This is a genomic window from Nocardia sp. NPDC004718, assembly GCF_053601535.1.
The window spans coordinates 1-18,257 of sequence record NZ_JBSGCA010000058.1 but is presented as its reverse complement, the minus strand read 5'-3'; the positions used below and the strand labels follow the sequence as shown (position 1 = coordinate 18,257).

16 protein-coding genes and 1 pseudogene are annotated in these 18,257 nt (G+C 68.0%); 6 read left to right on the top strand and 11 right to left on the bottom strand.

Annotated elements, in window-relative coordinates; all coding sequences use genetic code 11:
- Positions 1 to 4: 4 nt before the first annotated feature.
- The 4 genes and pseudogenes from ACWEH3_RS30490 to ACWEH3_RS30475 form a co-directional block, all read right to left on the bottom strand.
- Positions 5 to 1,231 (bottom strand): cytochrome P450, encoded by a 1,227-nt coding sequence (locus ACWEH3_RS30490; RefSeq protein WP_450024075.1) that lies wholly within the window; start codon positions 1,229 to 1,231, stop codon positions 5 to 7.
- Positions 1,232 to 1,880: 649 nt separating this feature from the next.
- Positions 1,881 to 2,789: a class A beta-lactamase gene (gene bla, locus ACWEH3_RS30485; protein ID WP_450024077.1), complete on the bottom strand. Its 909-nt coding sequence runs from the start codon at positions 2,787 to 2,789 to the stop codon at positions 1,881 to 1,883.
- Between the two features lie 102 nt (positions 2,790 to 2,891).
- Positions 2,892 to 3,764: pseudogene (locus tag ACWEH3_RS30480) on the bottom strand (catalase); the annotation flags it as partial.
- Between the two features lie 41 nt (positions 3,765 to 3,805).
- A complete protein-coding gene (locus tag ACWEH3_RS30475) occupies positions 3,806 to 4,231 on the bottom strand; it encodes a Fur family transcriptional regulator (RefSeq protein WP_450024079.1) in 426 nt (141 codons plus the stop codon).
- Between the two features lie 532 nt (positions 4,232 to 4,763).
- On the opposite strand from ACWEH3_RS30475, the gene ACWEH3_RS30470 reads away from it, so the two are divergent.
- A complete protein-coding gene (locus tag ACWEH3_RS30470) occupies positions 4,764 to 6,002 on the top strand; it encodes an APC family permease (RefSeq protein WP_450024081.1) in 1,239 nt (412 codons plus the stop codon).
- 127 nt (positions 6,003 to 6,129) lie between these two features.
- Entirely contained in the window at positions 6,130 to 7,479 is a 1,350-nt protein-coding gene (locus ACWEH3_RS30465) for a serine hydrolase domain-containing protein (RefSeq protein WP_450024083.1), read from the top strand.
- Between the two features lie 8 nt (positions 7,480 to 7,487).
- Here ACWEH3_RS30465 and ACWEH3_RS30460 read toward each other — a convergent pair whose 3' ends face one another.
- The 3 genes from ACWEH3_RS30460 to ACWEH3_RS30450 form a co-directional block, all read right to left on the bottom strand.
- Positions 7,488 to 8,411, bottom strand: coding sequence for an aminotransferase class IV (locus tag ACWEH3_RS30460; protein ID WP_450024085.1), 924 nt, complete (start codon positions 8,409 to 8,411; stop codon positions 7,488 to 7,490).
- 313 nt (positions 8,412 to 8,724) lie between these two features.
- Positions 8,725 to 9,759, bottom strand: a complete 1,035-nt coding sequence (locus tag ACWEH3_RS30455; protein WP_450024087.1) for an aspartate-semialdehyde dehydrogenase — start codon at positions 9,757 to 9,759, stop codon at positions 8,725 to 8,727.
- A 3-nt stretch (positions 9,760 to 9,762) separates the two neighbouring features.
- Complete coding sequence (locus tag ACWEH3_RS30450) at positions 9,763 to 11,028, bottom strand: aspartate kinase (protein WP_450024089.1); 1,266 nt, start codon at positions 11,026 to 11,028, stop codon at positions 9,763 to 9,765.
- A gap of 163 nt (positions 11,029 to 11,191) precedes the next feature.
- Between ACWEH3_RS30450 and ACWEH3_RS30445 the strand changes: the two genes are divergently transcribed.
- Both ACWEH3_RS30445 and ACWEH3_RS30440 read left to right on the top strand, forming a co-directional pair.
- Positions 11,192 to 11,605 (top strand): YjbQ family protein, encoded by a 414-nt coding sequence (locus ACWEH3_RS30445; RefSeq protein ID WP_450024091.1) that lies wholly within the window; start codon positions 11,192 to 11,194, stop codon positions 11,603 to 11,605.
- 250 nt (positions 11,606 to 11,855) lie between these two features.
- The gene (locus ACWEH3_RS30440; RefSeq protein WP_450024093.1) at positions 11,856 to 12,047 is read left to right on the top strand and encodes a DUF1918 domain-containing protein; all 192 of its coding nucleotides are present in this window, start codon (positions 11,856 to 11,858) and stop codon (positions 12,045 to 12,047) included.
- 81 nt (positions 12,048 to 12,128) lie between these two features.
- Here ACWEH3_RS30440 and ACWEH3_RS30435 read toward each other — a convergent pair whose 3' ends face one another.
- Positions 12,129 to 12,476 carry a sporulation protein gene (locus tag ACWEH3_RS30435; RefSeq protein WP_450025487.1) on the bottom strand — a complete coding sequence of 116 codons (348 nt, stop codon included), beginning with the start codon at positions 12,474 to 12,476 and terminating at the stop codon, positions 12,129 to 12,131.
- A gap of 254 nt (positions 12,477 to 12,730) precedes the next feature.
- Between ACWEH3_RS30435 and ACWEH3_RS30430 the strand changes: the two genes are divergently transcribed.
- Both ACWEH3_RS30430 and ACWEH3_RS30425 read left to right on the top strand, forming a co-directional pair.
- A complete protein-coding gene (locus ACWEH3_RS30430; RefSeq protein ID WP_450025485.1) occupies positions 12,731 to 13,189 on the top strand; it encodes an SRPBCC family protein in 459 nt (152 codons plus the stop codon).
- 86 nt (positions 13,190 to 13,275) lie between these two features.
- A complete protein-coding gene (locus ACWEH3_RS30425; RefSeq protein ID WP_450025483.1) occupies positions 13,276 to 14,487 on the top strand; it encodes a low temperature requirement protein A in 1,212 nt (403 codons plus the stop codon).
- Here ACWEH3_RS30425 and ACWEH3_RS30420 read toward each other — a convergent pair.
- From ACWEH3_RS30420 to ACWEH3_RS30410, 3 genes are all read right to left on the bottom strand, one after another.
- Positions 14,465 to 15,334 (bottom strand): ion transporter, encoded by an 870-nt coding sequence (locus ACWEH3_RS30420; protein WP_450025481.1) that lies wholly within the window; start codon positions 15,332 to 15,334, stop codon positions 14,465 to 14,467. The two genes, ACWEH3_RS30425 and ACWEH3_RS30420, sit on opposite strands and share 23 nt — an antisense overlap.
- Positions 15,335 to 15,456: 122 nt before the next feature.
- Positions 15,457 to 17,076 carry a GMC oxidoreductase gene (locus tag ACWEH3_RS30415; protein ID WP_450025479.1) on the bottom strand — a complete coding sequence of 540 codons (1,620 nt, stop codon included), beginning with the start codon at positions 17,074 to 17,076 and terminating at the stop codon, positions 15,457 to 15,459.
- Between the two features lie 76 nt (positions 17,077 to 17,152).
- Positions 17,153 to 18,257 (bottom strand): alpha/beta hydrolase (locus tag ACWEH3_RS30410; RefSeq protein WP_452358435.1); only part of this gene is annotated, 1,105 nt, incomplete at its 5' end.

Genomic DNA, 18,257 nt, shown 5'->3' with positions numbered 1-18,257 from the left:
GTGGTCACGCCCCGCACTGGAACGGCACAGTAGTCGGCCTGCGGACGTACGGACCGCTCGCATACTCGACCGCGTCGATGTCGACGACGTACTCCGGGAAGCGATCGAGCAACTCTTCGAGCGCCACACGGGCTTGCATCCGCGCGGCCGCCGCGCCGAGACAGTGATGCGGCCCGTGCCCGAAGGTGAGGATGCGCTGCGGATTCCGGTCGATATCCAGCTCGTCGGCGTCGGCGCCGAACGCCCGCTCGTCCCGGTTGGCCGACCCGAACACCAGTAACACCTTCCGCCCCGCGGGCACCGTCTTCCCGGCCAGTTCCACATCGCGCGTCACGGTCCGCGCCAACCCTTGCACCGGTGCGGTGAGCCGGGCGAACTCCTCCACCGCGACGCGAATGCGGTCGGGTTCCGCGGCGAGCGCCGCGCGCTGGTCCGGGCGCTGTTGCAGCAGTTGCACGGCGCCGCCGAGCAGGCCCGTGGTGGTGTCGTTGCCGCCCGCGACCATGGTCCAGGTGTAGGCGAGGATCTGGATCAACCCGCGCACGTCCGTGTCGTCGGCCGCCATTCCCGCCTGGACCAGCAGGGACACGGTGTCGCCGCCGGGGTCGGTGCGCCTGCGTTTGATCAGCTCGGCGAAGTAGCCCATCATCTCCGCCGACGCCGCCTGCGCCTTGGTGTTCGTCCGGTCGATGCTGCCCGCGACGACGGCATCGGTCCAGCCGTCGAACCTCGCCCGGTCCTGTTCCGGCACCCCGAGGTAATACGCCACCACCATGCTCGGCAGCGGCTTGAACAATTGCTTGACGATGTCTCCGCCGCCTTGGGCCGCGATGGCGTCGAGCCGGTCGCGCACGAAGCGGCGGACCACCGGTTCCACCTCCTCGACCTGGCGTGGGGTGAATCCGCGAGCGACCAGCTTGCGGAAGTCGGTGTGCTGCGGCGGGTCCTGCATCACCAGCGGAGGGTTGTCGGTCAGGCCGAGTTCGTCGAGCTCGCCGTATTCCACCGTCAGCCCGTCGCGGGAGGAGAACGTGTCGCTGTCGCGCGCCGCCGCGTACACGTGCTCGTGCCGGGTGAGCACCCAGTAGTCGTTCTCCGGTCGCGCGGCCGGTACGACGTGCTGCACCGGATCGTGCTCACGCAGTGCCGCGTACATCTCCCACGGCGAGGCCCAAGTAGGACCGGAACGAAGTTCGAAAACCGGAGCCGTCCGATACGCAACATCCACCATGTATCGACCGTAAGACAAATCAAGAATACTGTCTAGAACCTGTTTCAGGTCGGCCGGCCGGTCACCATTCACGACCAGCCCGGCCGCGCCTGCCTCGCGTCGGGCCCGGCGCCGCACGCTCGTGGGTTACCTTCGGCAGCGGCAACACCGTCTCGTTGCCGGTCAGCTCCAGGAAGAGCCAGCGCGAGCGACCGCTCCGCGTCCCGCGTCCGCCGGGCCGGCCACCCCTCGTAGACCGGCCCGGCGGACACCGCCCCCGAGTTCCGGCCTGTCACCCCTCGAGACAGGCCGTTCCTCGGTTCGCACCCGCGGTGCTGGGTATGTCCCTCCCGCGAGACAAAGAATGCAGGGGCGGGCTTGGCGCGCACTTAAGAACACCTTGCAAGATCGAAATCGCAGATGAGCGGGTTGACCGAGCGGTGACCCCGCAAGCGCCTACCGCCCGGCCCCGGATCACGGGATGATGGTCACAAGTGCGCCAAGAAGATTGGGAGCGACGATGGAAACCGTGGTGGTCTGGATTCTGGCGACCCTGCTCTACTGGTGGGGCCTGCTGTAGGTGACCGAGCCTGGCCGCCTGATCCGGCCAGGTCTACTACAAGTCGTCGTAACCTTCGGAGTCCGCTCCGGCCGACTCACCCGGCGAGTGTCACCGGAGCCGGTCTACGGCCACCTTCGTCACTTCCGCCAGCAGGTCGTTGTTCACCTCGGCGTCCTCGGCCGGTTTGCGGCTCATGATCGCGATCACGATCGGCGCCCGGCCGCCTCCGGGCCAGACGATCGCGACGTCGTTGGCGGAGCCGTAGGAGCCGGTGCCCGTCTTGTCGCCGGTGACCCACTCGGCGGGCAACCCCGCGCGGATGCGCTTGCCACCGGTCGTGTTCGCCTTCAGCCAGGCGGCCAACTGGTCACGTTCCCGGGCGCCGAGCGCGTCGCCCAACGCCAAGACGCGGTAGTCCGCGGCCAGTGCGGCCGGAGTGGTGGTGTCGCGCTCGTCGCCGGGGATCGCGGTGTTGAGTTCGGTCTCCCAGCGGTCGAGCCTGCTCGTCGGATCACCGAGCGCGCGGAGAAACGCCGTGAGCCCCGCCGGGCCGCCGATCTCACGCAGCAACAGGTTCCCCGCGGTGTTGTCGCTGCGGGTGATCGCGGCCTCGGCCACGCGCGCCAGCGTCATCCCGTCGGCCAGTTCGGCGCTGGTCACCGGCGAGTTGTCGACCAGATCCGCCTCGTGGAAGCGGATCACTTGATCGAAGTATCCCGTGTCGAGCGGATGCGCACGCAGCACCGCGGCCGCCGCGAGCGTCTTGAAGGTGGACAGGAACGGGAAACGCTCGTCGGCGCGGTGGGTCACCGTCCTGCCGGTGCCGGTGTCCACCGCGAACAGCCCGATCTGCGCCCCGTACCGAGCCTCCAGATCCGCCACGCGCGCGTTCGCGGCAGGACCCGCCTCGACGCTCGTCGTGATCGGCTGCGTCGCATCGATTTCGGCACCGCAACCGGCCAGCAGCGCCAATGCGGCGGCCAGCGCCACCCGGTAGTCGCGTGTCAGCCGAGACATGTCTTCACTCTGACATCCGAGCACCTACCGGGCAAACAGGATCGGCCGGACACGCCGAAGGCAGGTGCGCGGCGCAGCACACCTGCCTTCGATCCGGATTCCTCAGCCCTGCGAGCTGTCGCGCCCCGCGCGCACGCCGTCTTCGACACGCTTGCCGAGATCGGCGTCCACGTTCTTCCAGTACTGGAAGACCCGGCTCGGCACCGGCTCTCGGACACCGTCGAGTACGTGGCCGACGACGTTGTCCACCAACCGCTTCCGCTTCGCGTCATCGAACACCTCGCGCAAGAGGGTGCCCGCCTGGGTGAAGTGGCCGTCCTCGGCATGCTGGATGCAACCGGCTCGCACGATGGCCGGATCGAAGACCCAGATGCCGTCGTCCTGAGACTTTTCCGGGTCGGCGTGCGGCCCACCGAACGAATTCGGCGCGTACACCGGCACATTCGGCTCGTTGTAGTAGTACCGCATGGCGCCCTCCTTGGAATAGGAGTTCACCTCCGCCGCCCTTGCCTGGTTCGGCGGCAGCTGCGCGTAGTTCGTGCCGATGCGGTAGCGGTGCGCGTCCGCGTAGGCGAAGACGCGGCCGAGCAGCATCTTGTCCGGCGAGAAGCCGATGCCGGGAACGACATTCGAGGGCTCGAACGCGGCCTGCTCGATGTCGACGGAGTAGTTGCGCGGGTTGCGGTTCAGCGTCCACTTGCCGACCTCGATCAGGGGGTAGTCCTTGTGCGACCACACCTTGGTCAGGTCGAACGGGTTGAACCGGTGGCCCTCGACCTCCGCGACCGGCATGACCTGCACATAGACCGTCCAGCTGAGGAAGTCGCCGCGCTCGATCGCCTCCCATAGGTCCTTGCGGTGGTAATCGGCGTCCTCGCCCGCGATCCGGTCGGCGTCGGACTGGGTCAGGAACTCGATGCCTTGGTCCGCCTTGAAGTGGTATTCGACCCAGAAACGCTCGCCCGCGGCGCTGATCATCGTTTCCCGGGATGGGACCGACCCGGGTGTATGGACCGCTACTCGGAATGGCAGGACGGGCACAGTCCCCAGAAGACGACCTCGGCTTCGTCGATCACGAATCCGTGCGCGTCCGAAGGGTCCAGGCATGGGGCTCGGCCCACGGCGCAGTCGACATCCACGACCGCACCGCAGCTGCGGCACACCAGATGGTGGTGGTTGTCGCCGATCCGGGTCTCGTACAGCGCGGACGAACCCGCGGGCTCGATCCGCCGCAGGATTCCGGCGCGCACGCAAGCGTGCAATACGTCGTAGACAGCCTGCGTGGATACCGAGCCCAGCGTTTGCCGAACGGTGGCGGCCACCGCGTCGGCATCCGAATGCGGCCGTGCCGTGACCGCGTCCAGTACCGCGAGCCGCGGGGCGGTGACCCGCAAACCCGCTGCTCGCAGCCACTCACGGGGAGCAGTGCCGTTGGTGTGCATAATTCGATTCTGGCTGTCTTCTGGAATCAGTCAAGAAAAGAGATTGGAATCACTCCAGAAAATACCTCCACAACGGGTCGCGCCGCGCGGCACACCACATCGACGCGCTGAGTGGCGAGCGTCACAAATTCTTCCCGGAATAGCTTCCGCAAGTGCGTGGTTGAACCCCCTGTCGGCGTCCGGACAGCCCCGGGCCGCACCCTTTGTCGCTACGAGCGACCACCCGCCGAGAGGCGCTTGTGGGACGTCGACACCCCACCGTCGGCGTCCGGACAGCCCCGGGCCGCACCCTTTGTCGCTACGAGCGACCACCCGCCGAGAGGCGCTTGTGGGGCGTCGACGGTTACAGACACCAGCACGGTGTCCCAGCCCACAGCGCCGCCAGGTCATTCCGACCTGGCGGCGCTGTCGCTTCCAGGGGCCCACTCCACGAGGGGGACATGGTTGTGCGGGCTTCTCACGTTCTCCCGCAGCCATGTGCCACTCGCGGAGTCGCGCTGCGAGGGCGGGGGTGGTGGGGGAGGATGCGGTAATGGCGTCGCGAGATGGGGTTTTGCGTCGACGGCTCGGGCTTGCCGATTCGGTGGTCATCGGGTTGGGGGCGATGGTGGGTGCGGGGATATTCGCGGCGCTCGCGCCTGCGGCCGCGTCGGCTGGGAGTTGGTTGCTGGTGGCGCTCGCGGTGGCGGCGGTGCTGGCGTATTGCAATGCGACGTCGTCGGCGCGGCTGGCGGCGCGATATCCGGTTTCCGGCGGCACGTATGTGTATGGGCGGGAGCGGCTCGGACCTTTCTGGGGATATCTCGCGGGGTGGGGATTCGTCGTGGGGAAGACGGCCTCTTGTGCGGCTATGGCGCTGACGGTCGGTAGCTACGCCTGGCCCGGGCAGGCGCACGCCGTGGCGGTGGGCGCGGTGGTGGCGATCACCGCGATCAATTACACGGGCGTGCAGAAGTCGGCGTTCGCGACTCGGGTGCTCGTCGCGGTAGTGCTCGCGGTGCTCGCCGTGGTGATCGTGATCGGGCTGTTCGGAACGCATTCGGCGGCAAACGCCTTGCCCGGCCGGGTCGGTCCGCACGACGTGCTCACGGCGGCGGGACTGCTGTTCTTCGCGTTCGCGGGGTACGCGCGCATCGCCACGCTCGGTGAGGAGGTGCGCGAACCGCAACGCACCATCCCCCGCGCCATCATGATCGCACTCGCACTCGCGCTCGCGGTCTACACGCTGGTCGCGGTCGCGACGCTGAGCGTGCTCGGCTCCGCCGGACTGGCCGATGCGGCCGACCCGCTGGCGCGAATGGTCAGCGCGGCGGGCGTCCCCGCTGCCGCGCCGGTGGTGCGGATCGGCGCGGTGCTCGCGGCGGCCGGATCGCTGCTCGCCCTGATCCTCGGCGTATCCCGCACGATGCTGGCCATGGCGCGGGACCGCTATCTGCCGGGCGCGCTCGCCGCCGTGCATCCGCGGTTCGCGGTGCCGCACCGCGCCGAACTGGTGGTCGGCGCGATCGTCGCCGTGGTCGCCGCGCTCTTCGATGTACGCGCGGCGATCGGGTTCTCCTCGTTCACGGTGCTCTTCTACTACTTGATCGCCAACCTCTCCGCCGCCACACTGACCGTCGAGGAGAATCGGCCGCCCCGATGGATTCCCGTGGTCGGCGCGGTGGGGTGCGTCGTCGTCGGATTCGCACTGCCCCTCGGTTCCGTTCTCACCGGGCTCGGCGCGCTTGTCCTCGGCGCGGCGCTGTATGCGCTGGGTGAGCGCTACCGCTAGGAGCCGGGGCTTGTCCACCGACCCGGCGCGCGCACGTGTCCGGTCCACGCCTCGATACGAATATCAGCCGTCCAGTTTCCCGCCTGTTTACCGCGTGAACAGGCCAAAGGGCGCTAGCCTTTTGCACATGGGGCGTTTCGGTGGATTCCTGGCGGGAATCGCGGCGGTTTCGCTGGTGGCGGGCAACGTCTTCGCCGGAGGCGCGACCGCCGCGACCGGCGACGAGGTGCGGTGCGCGGTCACCTCGGGGCGCGACCTGGAGCGGGCGGCACCGGAACAAGTCGGTCTGGATTCCGCGAAACTGCGGGATGCGCTGATCTTCGCGAACGGCCGAAACCGCTTCAATGTGCAGATGTTCCGGCACAACTGCCTCATCGGCGAGGGACCGACGAACGACCAGACCGGCAACGTGGCGTGGAATATCTGGAGTGCGACCAAGAGCGTCGTCTCGCTGCTCGCCGGAATCGGTTGGGACCGAGGAAAACTCGATCTCCACGCGCCCATCGACCGTTATCTGCCCGCCGGGCTCGGTGATGCGGAGCACCGGTCGATCACCGTCGAGAATCTGCTCACCGAGACCTCGGGCATGCGGGTCGGCGTGCTGACCGAGGGCGTCACCGGCGTGATCCCGGTCGACCCGGACAGCGCGGTGCAGGCGCTGGGCGTGCCGCTGGACAACCCGCCGGGCACCGTCTTCACCTACAGCCAGCGCAACGTCGATCTCCTGGCCTACGTGCTGGAGCTGGCCGTCGGCGAACCTCTGCAGGATTTCGCGCAGCGCGAACTGTTCGATCCGCTCGGAATTCCTCGCGGGGACTATTACTGGGCTCAGGACCGATCCGGGCACACTTACGGTTACGCGCACTTGATGATCCCGCCGAACGATTTCGCGAAGCTCGGACTCCTGGTGAGCAACGACGGGCGCTGGGGAGCGCAGCAGATCGTCTCCCGCGACTACCTGCGCAAGGCGCGCACGCCCTCACCCACGAATGCGTGCTACGGCTACCTGTTCTGGCTCGGTGGCGGTTGCGCCGAAATCGCCGACTTCCTGCCCGCCGACGTGTACGCGATGGCCGGCCTCGGCATGCAGAACGTCTTCGTCATACCCAGCCTCGACCTCACCGTGGTGTGGACCGGCGTCTTCGGAAACGTCAGCAGCCAGGGCGTATCCGGAGTCGTGCAGAACACCCAGGAATTGCCCTACGAGTTCTTCCGCAAAGTGTTCGACGCGTTCTACGACCGGCCGGTACCCGACCCGGGACCGTACGTCGAGCCGCCGCTGCGGCTGGACCCACGCCGTTTCGTCGACACGGACATCCTGATCGCGGTATTCGGCCTCGGTCCCGCCGCCTATCCGGGCTGCAACGTCTTCGCTTGCCTGAGCCACCCGCTGGATCCGCCGTTCGCGGACACCCCGCCGGGTTGCGCCATCTTGGTCTGCCTGGGACCCGACCCGCGCACCCCGGCCATCCGCTGAACGAGCCGCTACCTGGTCGCGGACAGATCCGTGACCCAGCCGTGCCCGTCGTCGGTGCGCAACGCCGCATGGTGGCGTTTGCGCAGCGCCTGGGAGATCGGGCCGGGAACGCCGTCGGCGACCAGGCGGCCGTCCACCTCGACGACCGGCGCGGCACCGGATGATGTGCCGGTGACGAACACTTCGTCGGCGATGTACAACTCGGTGAGATCCACGGTGCGTTCCACCACCGGGATGCCGTCCTCCGCCGCCAAGGTGAGAACGGTCCTGCGGTTGATGCCGTCGAGGATGTCGCAGGAAACGTCCGGCGTGATCAACGTGCCGTTGCGGACCAGGAAGATGTTCGCCGCGCTGAGTTCGCAGACGTGCCCGTTGCCGTCGAGGAAGACGCAGTCGTCGTAGCCGCTGTCGATCGCGTCCTGCTTGGCCAGCACCGAGTTCACGTACGCGCCGTTGACTTTCGCGCGGGAGGGGATCGCGTTGTCCGGAATGCGCCGCCATGGACTGGATTTCAGGCGCATGCCGTCCTGCGGCACGATGGGCACCGCGTCGTAGACGAAGATGCTGACCCGAATGGCGCAGCCCCGCACCCGCGTCCCCGGAATGGACTCGACCACGTGCACCGTCGCACGCACGAAAACGTCCTCACGCGGAGCGTTCGCGGCGATCAGCTCCACGATGGCCGCGCGGAAACGCGCGTAATCCCACTCCTGCGCGAATCGATCGATACCGATGATCTTGCAGGACTCCTCGAGCCGGCGGAAATGGTCGTCCAAACGGAATGCCGTACGCGCTGCCCCATCCACATGCACCGGGAACACGGTGTAGACACTGAGCCCGTACAACACCGCCGAGGATGCGACGCCCACCGTGGCCGCTTCGGCCGCGACGATCCGGTCGCCGAGATACACGTGAGGATGAGGATTCGCCATCGGCGCAGGCTAACAGCCCCGCCTCGCGCCGGGCGAGGCCTTGCGCCTTCCTCGCCACCCACGGCACCGCCGCTACCCCCACGCAGCGCGAACGCACCTTCGCCGTCGTCTTCGACGGACTGCGGCCCCGCTGATCCGTCGCCGAAGCGCCTCCGGCAGGCCGCTCGATCGGCGACCAGGACAGCGCGGATACCAGCGACATGAAGCCGCCCACCGCACCGGCAGCCTCATCCACGCTGGGCGCGGTCGCGCGAATGCGGGAAACGACGAACGGGCCGCGGAAAGTCCACGGCCCGTTCGATCGAGAAACGTCTCAGCGGTCGCTGACCAGTACCTCGGCAATCTGAATGGTGTTGAGCGCGGCGCCCTTTCGCAGATTGTCGCCGGAGATGAACAGCGCGAGCCCGCGACCGTCCGGCACGCCAGGGTCCTGGCGGATGCGGCCGACGAGCGAATCGTCGACGCCCGCCGCCGCGAGCGGGGTAGGCACGTCGACCAGCTTCACGCCGGGAGCCTTGGCCAGGATCTCCTTGGCGTGCTCGACCGCGAGCGGCTCGGCGAATTCGGCGTTCACCGAGAGCGAGTGGCCGGTGAAGACCGGCACGCGCACGCAGGTGCCGCTCACCGCGAGATCCGGGATGCCGAGGATCTTGCGGCTCTCGTTGCGCAGCTTCTGGTCCTCGTCGGTCTCGCCAGAGCCGTCGTCGACCAGCGAGCCGGCCAGCGGAAGCACGTTGAACGCGATCGGCGCGACGTACTTGTTCGGCGCGGGAAAGTCGACGGCGCGGCCGTCGTGGGTCAGCTTCTCGGCGTCAGCGATCACCGCGCGGGCCTGGCTCGCCAGCTCTTCGACACCGGCCAGTCCGCTGCCGGAGACCGCCTGGTAGCTGGAGACGATCAAGCGGCGCAGACCTGCGATGTCGTGCAGCGGCTTGAGCACCGGCATGGCGGCCATCGTGGTGCAGTTCGGGTTGGCGATGATGCCCTTGACCAGGTTGCGCGCCTGCTCCGGGTTGACCTCGCTGACCACCAGCGGGACCTCGGGATCCTTGCGCCACGCCGAGGAGTTGTCGATCACCGTGACGCCCGCGGCGGCGAAGCGCGGCGCCTGCACGCGGGACATGGTGGCGCCCGCGGAGAACAAGGCGATGTCCAAGCCGGACGGATCGGCGGTCTCGGTGTCCTCGACGACGATCTCGCGGCCGCGCCACGGCAGCGTCTTGCCCGCCGAACGAGCCGAGGCGAAGAACCGCACCTCGTCGGCCGGGAAGTTGCGCTCCTCCAGCAGTTTCCGCATCACGGCGCCGACCTGCCCGGTCGCGCCGACGACTCCTACGCGAACACCCATGACCTATCGCCCCGTTCCCGCGTGGACCACCGCGACCTCGTCGCCACCCAGGTCGAACGCCCTGTGCAGAACCTTGACCGCCTCGTCCAGCTCGGTGTCCTTGACCAGCACCGAGATCCGGATCTCGGAGGTGGAGATGAGATCGATGTTGACGCCCGCCTCGGCCAGCGCCTCACAGAACTTGGCGGTGACGCCGGGGTGGCTCTTCATGCCCGCGCCGACCAGCGACACCTTGCCGATGTGGTCGTCGTAGAGCACCTGGGAGAAACCGATCTCGGACTGGCGCTTGGTCAGCATCTCGACCGCGCGGGCGCCCTCGGTCTTCGGCAGCGTGAAAGTGATGTCGGTCTTGCCCGTCTCGACCTTCGAGATGTTCTGCAAGACCATGTCGATGTTGATCTCCGCGTCGGCCACGGCGCGGAACACCTTGGCGGCGTAGCCCGGTTCGTCGGGCAGGCCGACCACGGTCACCTTGGCCTCGCTGCGGTCGTGCGCGACGCCGGTGAGGATTGCTTGCTCCAAGGGGATGTCCTCCATCCATCCGTAAACGTAGGTGCCCTGCTTGTCGGTGTAGGACGAGCGCACATGCACGGGCACGTTGTAGCGGCGGGCGTATTCGACGCAGCGCAGCATCAGCACCTTGGCACCGCAGGCCGCCAGTTCCAGCATCTCCTCGTAGGAGACCTGCTCGAGCCGCTGCGCGTCGGGCACGATCCGCGGGTCGGCGGTGAAGACGCCGTCCACGTCGGTGTAGATCTCGCAGACGTCCGCGGCCAGCGCGGCGGCCAGCGCGACCGCCGTGGTGTCGGAGCCACCGCGGCCCAGCGTGGTGACGTCCCTGCTGTCCTGGCTCACGCCCTGGAAGCCGGCTACCAGCACCACGAGGCCCTCGTCCAGTGCGTCGCGGACGCGGCCGGGGGTCACGTCGATGATCTTCGCGTTGCCGTGCGCGCCCGTGGTGATCACGCCCGCCTGCGAGCCGGTGAACGAGCGGGCCTCCGCGCCGAGGGAGTGGATGGCCATGGCGACCAGCGCGTTGGAGATGCGCTCACCCGAGGTGAGCAGCATGTCCATCTCGCGGGCCGGCGGCGACGGCGCCACCTGCTGAGCGAGATCGAGCAGCTCGTCGGTGGTGTCACCCATGGCGGAGCAGACGACCACCACGTCGTGGCCTTGCTTCTTGGTCTCCACGATCCGTTCAGCGACGCGCCGGATCCGCTCGGCGGTCGCTACCGAGGATCCTCCGTACTTCTGAACCACGAGAGCCACGACAGGGTCCTCCAAGATCGACAACAAGCTGGTAACAGTCATCCAGGGTACCGGCCGGGGCCAGCGGTTTTGCCGCTACCTACCCGGCTTGTGGAAAAGCACACAGCCGCATCCGATCCCGATCGCGCCGCGCGAGCCGCCGCGGATGGGGGACGATGGACGCATGAAGAGCACGCTGCTCGAGGTGAGAACGGGCCACAGTGAAGTGGTACAGGACATCACGCCGCAGTGCGCGACATTCGCGCGAGAAGCGGGCGGTGACGGGCTGCTGCACGTCTTCGTGCCGCATGCCACGGCCGGAATCGCGATCATGGAACTCGGCGCGCGCAGCGACGACGATCTGCTCGCCGCGCTGCGTGATCTCCTGCCCGCCGACGACCGGTGGCGGCACGCGCACGGCTCGCGCGGACACGGGCGCTCGCACGTGATGCCCGCCCTCATCCCTCCGTACGCGAGCGTTCCGGTACTCGGCGGAAAGCTCGCCCTCGGTACTTGGCAGTCGATCGCGCTGGTCGATCTCAATGTCGACAACCCGGACCGGCAGGTGCGGCTGTCGTTCCTCACAGACGCGAGCTGAGCCGGACCGCGGCGGGAATTCGCCCCGAAGACCCGGCCATCAGGCCCGGGTGAACCGTCCAAGCCGTCCCGCCGCTACAGCTCCCGGATGAGTTCCACCGGCTCGCGCTCCACCGATTCGACCGTACTCCATTTGTAGTGGCACCCGTCGACGCCTGGATCGAGCCCGTGAGCGGCGAGGACAGCGGCAGCCGATCTCGCGCGCCTTCCGAACGGTTGTGACGCGCAGCACTCCGTTCGATAATGGGGCGATGATGGCACATGTAGGAGATCGACTCTGCGTGCACGGACACGTGGTGGGAGAAGTGGATCACCTGGCCGAGATCATCGAGGTCCGCGGGCCGGACGGGACGCCGCCCTACGTGGTGCGCTTCTCCGACGGTCACGAGTCACTGGTGTATCCAGGGCCCGACGCGATCGTCGAGCCCGCCCCGTCGGAATGACCGCCGCGCCGGGCCGAGCGCTGGGCGGCCTCGCCCGCGCCCGGCCCGGCGCTCACCGACGGGGAACTCCGCCCGCCTCGCTCAGGCGCTTCGCTTGGCGCGCCGGGCCAGCGCGAAAGCCAGGATGGCCGCGATCAGCACCTTGCCCGCCGTCTCGATGATCGCGTTGACGTCCACGGCCGGATGCCAGGTCAGCCGACCGTCGCGAAGCACGTAAGCGCCGACCGGCTTGGCGCCCACACCGAACGCCACGCCTTCACCGGAGCCATCCCCGTCGGCGCTGTTCCCGGTACCGCCGCCACCGCCACCGCCACCCCCGACCGAGGCGGCGGGAATGACTATCGCGCCGCCGGATTCGTAGGGGTCGCCGTAAACCCGGCGCACCGTGATCGCGTCGCGCGCCTGCGCCAGCAGATCGGCGTATTTCATGACATCCTCCCGCCCGTACCGACGGCGCCGGATACCGGCGCCCATTCGGATCCGATCGTAGGCGCGCGAACCTCGGCCGAGCCCGTCCTTCCGGACGGAAGTTGTTCCGGCGGTTGCCCGATCGCCGATCTCGAGCAGATAACGGCACGTTATCCAGGTAACCGAGATGTGGTCTGGCACAGTCAGGTTGACGAACCGGACAAATCACGGAGACAATCGGCCGGACTTGTCCATCCGGGTGTCGGAGGTATGCCATGCGCACCAAAACGGATATCCGATTCTTCGTCGACACCGATCCCGGACAGGTCATGGACGCCTTGACCGACGTCGAAGCGCTTCCGGAATGGTCGACCTCCTACAGCGACGTCCGGGTCGCGACCCGCGACGCACGACGCAGACCCCGGCGGGTCTTCCTCAAGGCGGAGCTGCTCGGCAGCGCGGATTTGCAAGTGCTGGAATATGATTGGACCGACGACCGGTCCTCCTGGATCGTCGCCGACAGCACCAGGGGCGTGCGGGGCGGCGGTTTTTTCGAGGTGACCGACAGCGTCGACGGCACGCACGTCTGGTACCACGTCGAGCTCTATCTGCCCCTGCCGGTTCCCGGATTTCTGCTCAAACGCACTTTCCGTAAGGCCAACGAGGTGGTCGTGGAGTGCTTCATAGATTTCGCCGAGCGGTTCCCCGAAACGGAGACCTATCAACCCGTATAGCGCGGACGGCTGCGCTCTGCGCGAAATCGGCCGCCGGGCGAAGCAGCGGACCGGCGCGGAATCGGTGGGGGTGCGACGATGAGCGCATGATCGGTTCCAAACGGGTGCGGTTCCAGCCGATGGCCGAAGGCGCGTCGGTGACCCAGCTCGAGTTGTTCTTCGACCTGGTGCTCGTCTTCGCGTTCACCATGGTCACCGGCTTGGTCGCGGAGGAGACCAGCGCGAAGAACATGCTGCGCGGGCTGCTGGTGCTCGCGGTGATGTGGTGGCTGTGGATCGCCTATTCCTGGCTCGGCAACGTGGTCCGCGCCGACGAGGGCATCGCGCGGGTCGCGATGTTCGCCGCGATGGGCGGCGCCTTCCTCGCCGCGCTCACCATCCCGGAGGCGTTCCGAGATCTGGCCGGAGGATGGTTCGGCCCGCTGGTCTTCGCCGTCGCGTACCTGATCGTGCGGTTGGTGCATCTCGGGATGTTCTGGCTGGCCAGTTCCGAGGATGCGCAATTGCGGGGCCAGCTGCTGCGCTGGGCGCTCGGGTCGATCACCCTCGGCACCACATTGCTCGTCGTCGCCGCCATGACCACCGGTCGCGTGCAGATCGCGCTGTGGATCGCCGCGATCGCGGGCGACTACCTCTGGACACTGTTCGCGGGCACCGATTGGCGGTTGAATTCGGCCACCCATTTCGTCGAGCGATACGGGCTGATCATCATCGTCGCGCTCGGTGAATCGATCGTCTCGATCGGTATCGGGGTGGCCGGCCTGCCGATCTCCTGGCCGATCGCGCTCGGCTCGCTGCTCGGCCTCGCCATTTCCGGCCTGCTGTGGTGGGCGTATTTCGACGTCGCGGCCCTGGCGGTGGAGCACGAACTGGTCCATGCCGAGGGCAAACGGCAGATCAAGATCGCGCAGGCGTCCTACACCTTCTGGCATTTCCCGATGATCGTCGGGATCATCGCGCTGTCGCTGGGGCTGAAGAAAGTCCTGTACTACGTCGGGGATTCCGCACACCACACGTTGAAGGACGCGCTGTACGGAATTCCGCTCTACGCCCTCTACGGCGGCGTCGTGCTGTATCTGATCGCGCTGGTGGGTTTCAAGCACTACGCCACGCGCACCGTCACGGCGCCGCGGGTGGTCGCCATCGTGGTGCTGCTGGCGCTCATCCCGTTGGCCTGCGCCTTGCCCGCGCTGGCTTCGCTGGCCCTGCTGTGCGGCGTCTTGGTCGCGCTGATCGCTTGGGAGACCGTGCGTTTGGCACAGCCGCGGGACGCGATCAGGCACGCGGTACCTGATTGAGCCGATGCCGCACGCAGTCCTCGTCGGGCGTGGGCCCGTACGCGGACGGCGGCACCCGCACACCGTCGCGAACCGCGTCGCGGATCTGATCGATGTTCTCCCGCAGTACGTCCGCGACGAGTTCGTCGGTGCGCGGATCCTCCAGCACCTGGAACACGATGCGGAACGTGGTGTCGGCGATCAGCCGGATGATCTCGTCGTGGAACGGGATGTAGCGGACCCGTCCCGCCTGCGGGTCCTTCTTGATCAACTCCACGATCATCTCGTCCAGCTCGGCGCGGTTCTCCTCCAGGGCGGCCGCGATGTTGCGGGTGTAGTGGCCGGTGCGCAGCACCTCGGCCACCTCGTCCATCACCGCGATCGTCATCGGACGGCGGATGGTGTCGACGATGGTCGCCACGAACCGGTTCACCACCGCGGCGGTCACCCGGTCGCCGAACACCCGGTCGGCCACCCGGGCCAGCCGCACGCCGATCACCAGGACTCGCAACAATCGGAAGCCGCGGAAGAACGGGCTGGTCACCGGAATCATGCCGACGACCTCGTACCAATAGATGAACGGGAAGGTCCACGGCCAGCCCGCGCGGCGCCAGCGCCACAGGAACTCGATCGCGAACACCCCGCACAACGTCCAGTCGACGACCACGACCACGTGGTAGGTGTGCCCGGAGACCGGGAAGAAGGTGATCCAGGCGACCAGCGCCACGGACACTATGGCCAGCGCCAGCATCAGGAAATCGGTCCAGAGCATGGGCGGCTTGCGCGGATAGTCCTGCGGCTCCGGTGCGTCCCGCAGACCGTATCGCTCGACGGAGGAGTTCTCGATACCCGAACTGGGAGCGGACACTGCGGTTCCCTTCGACGCCGAACGGTGCCGCCGACATTAGTACGCGGAAAGCACGCTCGGCACGGTTGGCGATACCCCCGGAAAAGGCGCTGGGCGAACGCTTCGCCCGGCGCAGGCGAATCTCAGCGACCGGCGCGAACGATCGCCTCGATATTGCGTTCGGCCAGCGCGGCGATGGTCAGCGACGGGTTGACCGTTCCGGTGCTGCCGGGTATCGCGGCGCCGTCCATCACGTAGAGGCCGGGGTGACCGTGCACCCGGCCGTAGCCGTCGGTGGCGCGCCCCAGCACCGCCCCACCGAGTGGATGCGCGGTGAACAGCGCGTTCGCGTCGTAGCCGAGGGCGCTGTACTCGACGAGGGCGTCCGCGCGTTCGGCGATCCGGTGGTCGACCGCGCGGGCCAGCGCGACCGTCTCGTCCCGGTTCTTGACCGACCAGCTCAGCCCGACTCGGTTCGTGGCGCGGTCGTAGCCGAACCGGGTGCGGGTCGAGTCGAGCACCATGCCGAGCGAGGCGAGCGCCCCGGTCTCGAACGGGATGCCGGGGATGTACCAGCTCTCCAGGGTCAGCGGCACGGCGGACTCGTCGAAGATCCGGCTCGCGCTCGGCACGCCTTGGCCCTGACCGGCCAGCGCGCTGGCCCCGCGGGCCAGGACCACGTCACCGTTGGTGCCCCAGCCGTCGCCGACGTGTTCGTTCAGGTTCGGTAGCGCGCCGGTGGCCTGCGCACGGACCAGTAGTTCAGAGGTACCGATCGACCCGGCGCCGAGGAAGAGCCGATCACAGGTGAGGGTGCGGGTGGACAACACGTCACCGGTCGGCGACAGCTTCGCCACGGTGACCGCGAAGCGGCCGCCGGATTCCTGCGCGATGGCGTCGACTCGGTGGCCGGGGAAGACTCCGCACCGGCCGGTGCCCTGTGCGTATGCCAGGTAGTTCTGATTCAGGTCGAACTTGGCGCCGTTGGAGTTGCCCAGATTGCTCCTGGCCGCCGTCGCGGAAGCCCTCGAGGCTCCGGCCAATTCGGCGCGCAGGATGTCCCAGTTGAAAATCGAGTCGTTGGCCTGGGGCTGATAGCCTGCCTTGCGCACCTGGTCGTCCCAGGCGCGGGAGTGCGCGAACGGCGAGGAGTTGTAGATGTCCGCGGGCATCGGGCTCAGCCGCAACATCTGGCGGACGCGGGGGTAGTAGACGCGCTCCATCTCGCCGTAGTCGACGCCGCCACCGAAGACGTGGTCGAAGAAGCGGCGCTCCGGGGCGATCATGGCGCCGCTGAAGATCACCGAGCCGCCGCCGACGGCCGCCGCGCGCCAGACGTCGATGCCCGGATACTCGGTGCAGTCCAGCACGCCGCCGAAACTGGCGAAATGCATCGGCACCTTGGTGACGCCGGTGAAGTTGGTGCGGTGCCAGAAGCCGCGACCGTCCGGGAGGTCGTCGCCGGTGAAGATCTCCCGCCACGGGTCGTTCGGCCAGCGCGAACCGCGCTCCAGCACGGTGGTGGCCACCCCGGCCTCGGCCAGGCGCAACGCGGAGACCGCGGCGCCGAAGCCCGAGCCGACGACGATCGCGGGCGAGTGCTCCGGCGGGTCGGGAATCGGGGCGAAGATCTCCGGCACCCAGGCGTGGAACAGGGCCTCCCACATCGGATCCGCGGACGCCGCGCCCGTCCTCGTCATCGTTCCCACAGCACCGAGCAGGGCGGCCGTGCCAGCCGCCTTGAACAAGGCACGTCTACGCACCGGTCACCTTCCATCATCAGGCTTAGCGTGCGCAGATTACCGGTATTCCCGATTTGTGAACAGATATCCGTTTTCGCTATCGCTCGAACGGCAGCTCGTCCGCGCGGCAGGTCGCTCCCGGGGCGGGCAGCTGCAAGTCGACGAGATAGCGCTCGCGCAGTTTGCGTGCGCATTCGCCGAGCACAGCGTGCCCGTAGCCGCCTTCGACGACGACCAACCGGGCGTTCACCAGTTCCCGCTGCGCGCGCCGCGCGGCGCTGAGTGGGGTGACCGGGTCGAATCGGTTGTTCACCAGCACGGCTGGGGTGTCCGATCGCAGGATCCATGGACCGGTGTATCGCTGGGCATACCCCTCGGGCGGCGACGGCCAAGAGGCGCAAGCCTGGTGCAGCCACAGCCAGAGCGGGCCGTGAGTGGAGCTGACACGCGCCAGATCCTGTGCGAGCGAAGGCCATTGGGCGGGGTCGCGCGGAAAGTTGTTGTCCGCACAGGAAATCGCCGTGAACGAGTCGAGGAAGTCATACGGTTGCGTTGCGGCCGAGAGGATCCGGCCGACCGTGTCGGGATCGCCCGAAGGGCCGCGCTCCAGTTCGGCGAGCAGTTGGGCCAGGGCGGGCCAGCCCTCGTCCGGGTCGTACAGCAACAGCGCATGCGACGACAGCGCCTCGGCGTAGGTGACCGTGCGCGCTCGCTCCCCGGTCCCCACCACCAGCGGCGCGTCGCGAAGACGTTGCAGCACAGCGTCATTGCGAGCGCGAAGGTCAGTGGTGCGGCCGGGATCGACCGCGTCGCCGTCCTGCGCCGCGAAGGCACAGCGCTCCCGGCCCGCGTCCGCGCACAACCGCAGGAATTCATCGAGCACTTCCTCGGTCCCGGCCGCGGTGGTCTCGATGGAGATGCGCGTGTCGTTGGTGTAGGCGTCCGGGTCGATCATCGACGCCAGGTGCAGGGCGCGCACCCGATCGCCGAACAGCGCGCCGTACACCTGGCCCAGGTAGCTCGCGTAGGAACCGCCTTCATAGGTCAGCTGGGGGTCGCCGACGGCCCGGCGCAGCAGGTCCAGGTCGCGCGCCGCGTCGACGGTGGTCAGGTGCCCGAGCAACGCGCCGCCGTGCGCCGCGCAACCGGCGACCCCCAGATCACCTATGAAGGCGGTTCCTACTCGAGCTACCTGTGCCAGG

Bases quoted from the DNA above. Each gene is read 5' to 3' on its own strand.
- ACWEH3_RS30490 (WP_450024075.1), bottom strand. From the start codon at position 1,231: ATGGTGGATGTTGCGTATCGGACGGCTCCGGTTTTCGAACTTCGTTCC.
- bla (WP_450024077.1), bottom strand. From the start codon at position 2,789: ATGTCTCGGCTGACACGCGACTACCGGGTGGCGCTGGCCGCCGCATTG.
- ACWEH3_RS30475 (WP_450024079.1), bottom strand. From the start codon at position 4,231: ATGCACACCAACGGCACTGCTCCCCGTGAGTGGCTGCGAGCAGCGGGT.
- ACWEH3_RS30470 (WP_450024081.1), top strand. From the start codon at position 4,764: ATGGCGTCGCGAGATGGGGTTTTGCGTCGACGGCTCGGGCTTGCCGAT.
- ACWEH3_RS30465 (WP_450024083.1), top strand. From the start codon at position 6,130: ATGGGGCGTTTCGGTGGATTCCTGGCGGGAATCGCGGCGGTTTCGCTG.
- ACWEH3_RS30460 (WP_450024085.1), bottom strand. From the start codon at position 8,411: ATGGCGAATCCTCATCCTCACGTGTATCTCGGCGACCGGATCGTCGCG.
- ACWEH3_RS30455 (WP_450024087.1), bottom strand. From the start codon at position 9,759: ATGGGTGTTCGCGTAGGAGTCGTCGGCGCGACCGGGCAGGTCGGCGCC.
- ACWEH3_RS30445 (WP_450024091.1), top strand. From the start codon at position 11,192: ATGAAGAGCACGCTGCTCGAGGTGAGAACGGGCCACAGTGAAGTGGTA.
- ACWEH3_RS30440 (WP_450024093.1), top strand. From the start codon at position 11,856: ATGATGGCACATGTAGGAGATCGACTCTGCGTGCACGGACACGTGGTG.
- ACWEH3_RS30435 (WP_450025487.1), bottom strand. From the start codon at position 12,476: ATGAAATACGCCGATCTGCTGGCGCAGGCGCGCGACGCGATCACGGTG.
- ACWEH3_RS30430 (WP_450025485.1), top strand. From the start codon at position 12,731: ATGCGCACCAAAACGGATATCCGATTCTTCGTCGACACCGATCCCGGA.
- ACWEH3_RS30425 (WP_450025483.1), top strand. From the start codon at position 13,276: ATGATCGGTTCCAAACGGGTGCGGTTCCAGCCGATGGCCGAAGGCGCG.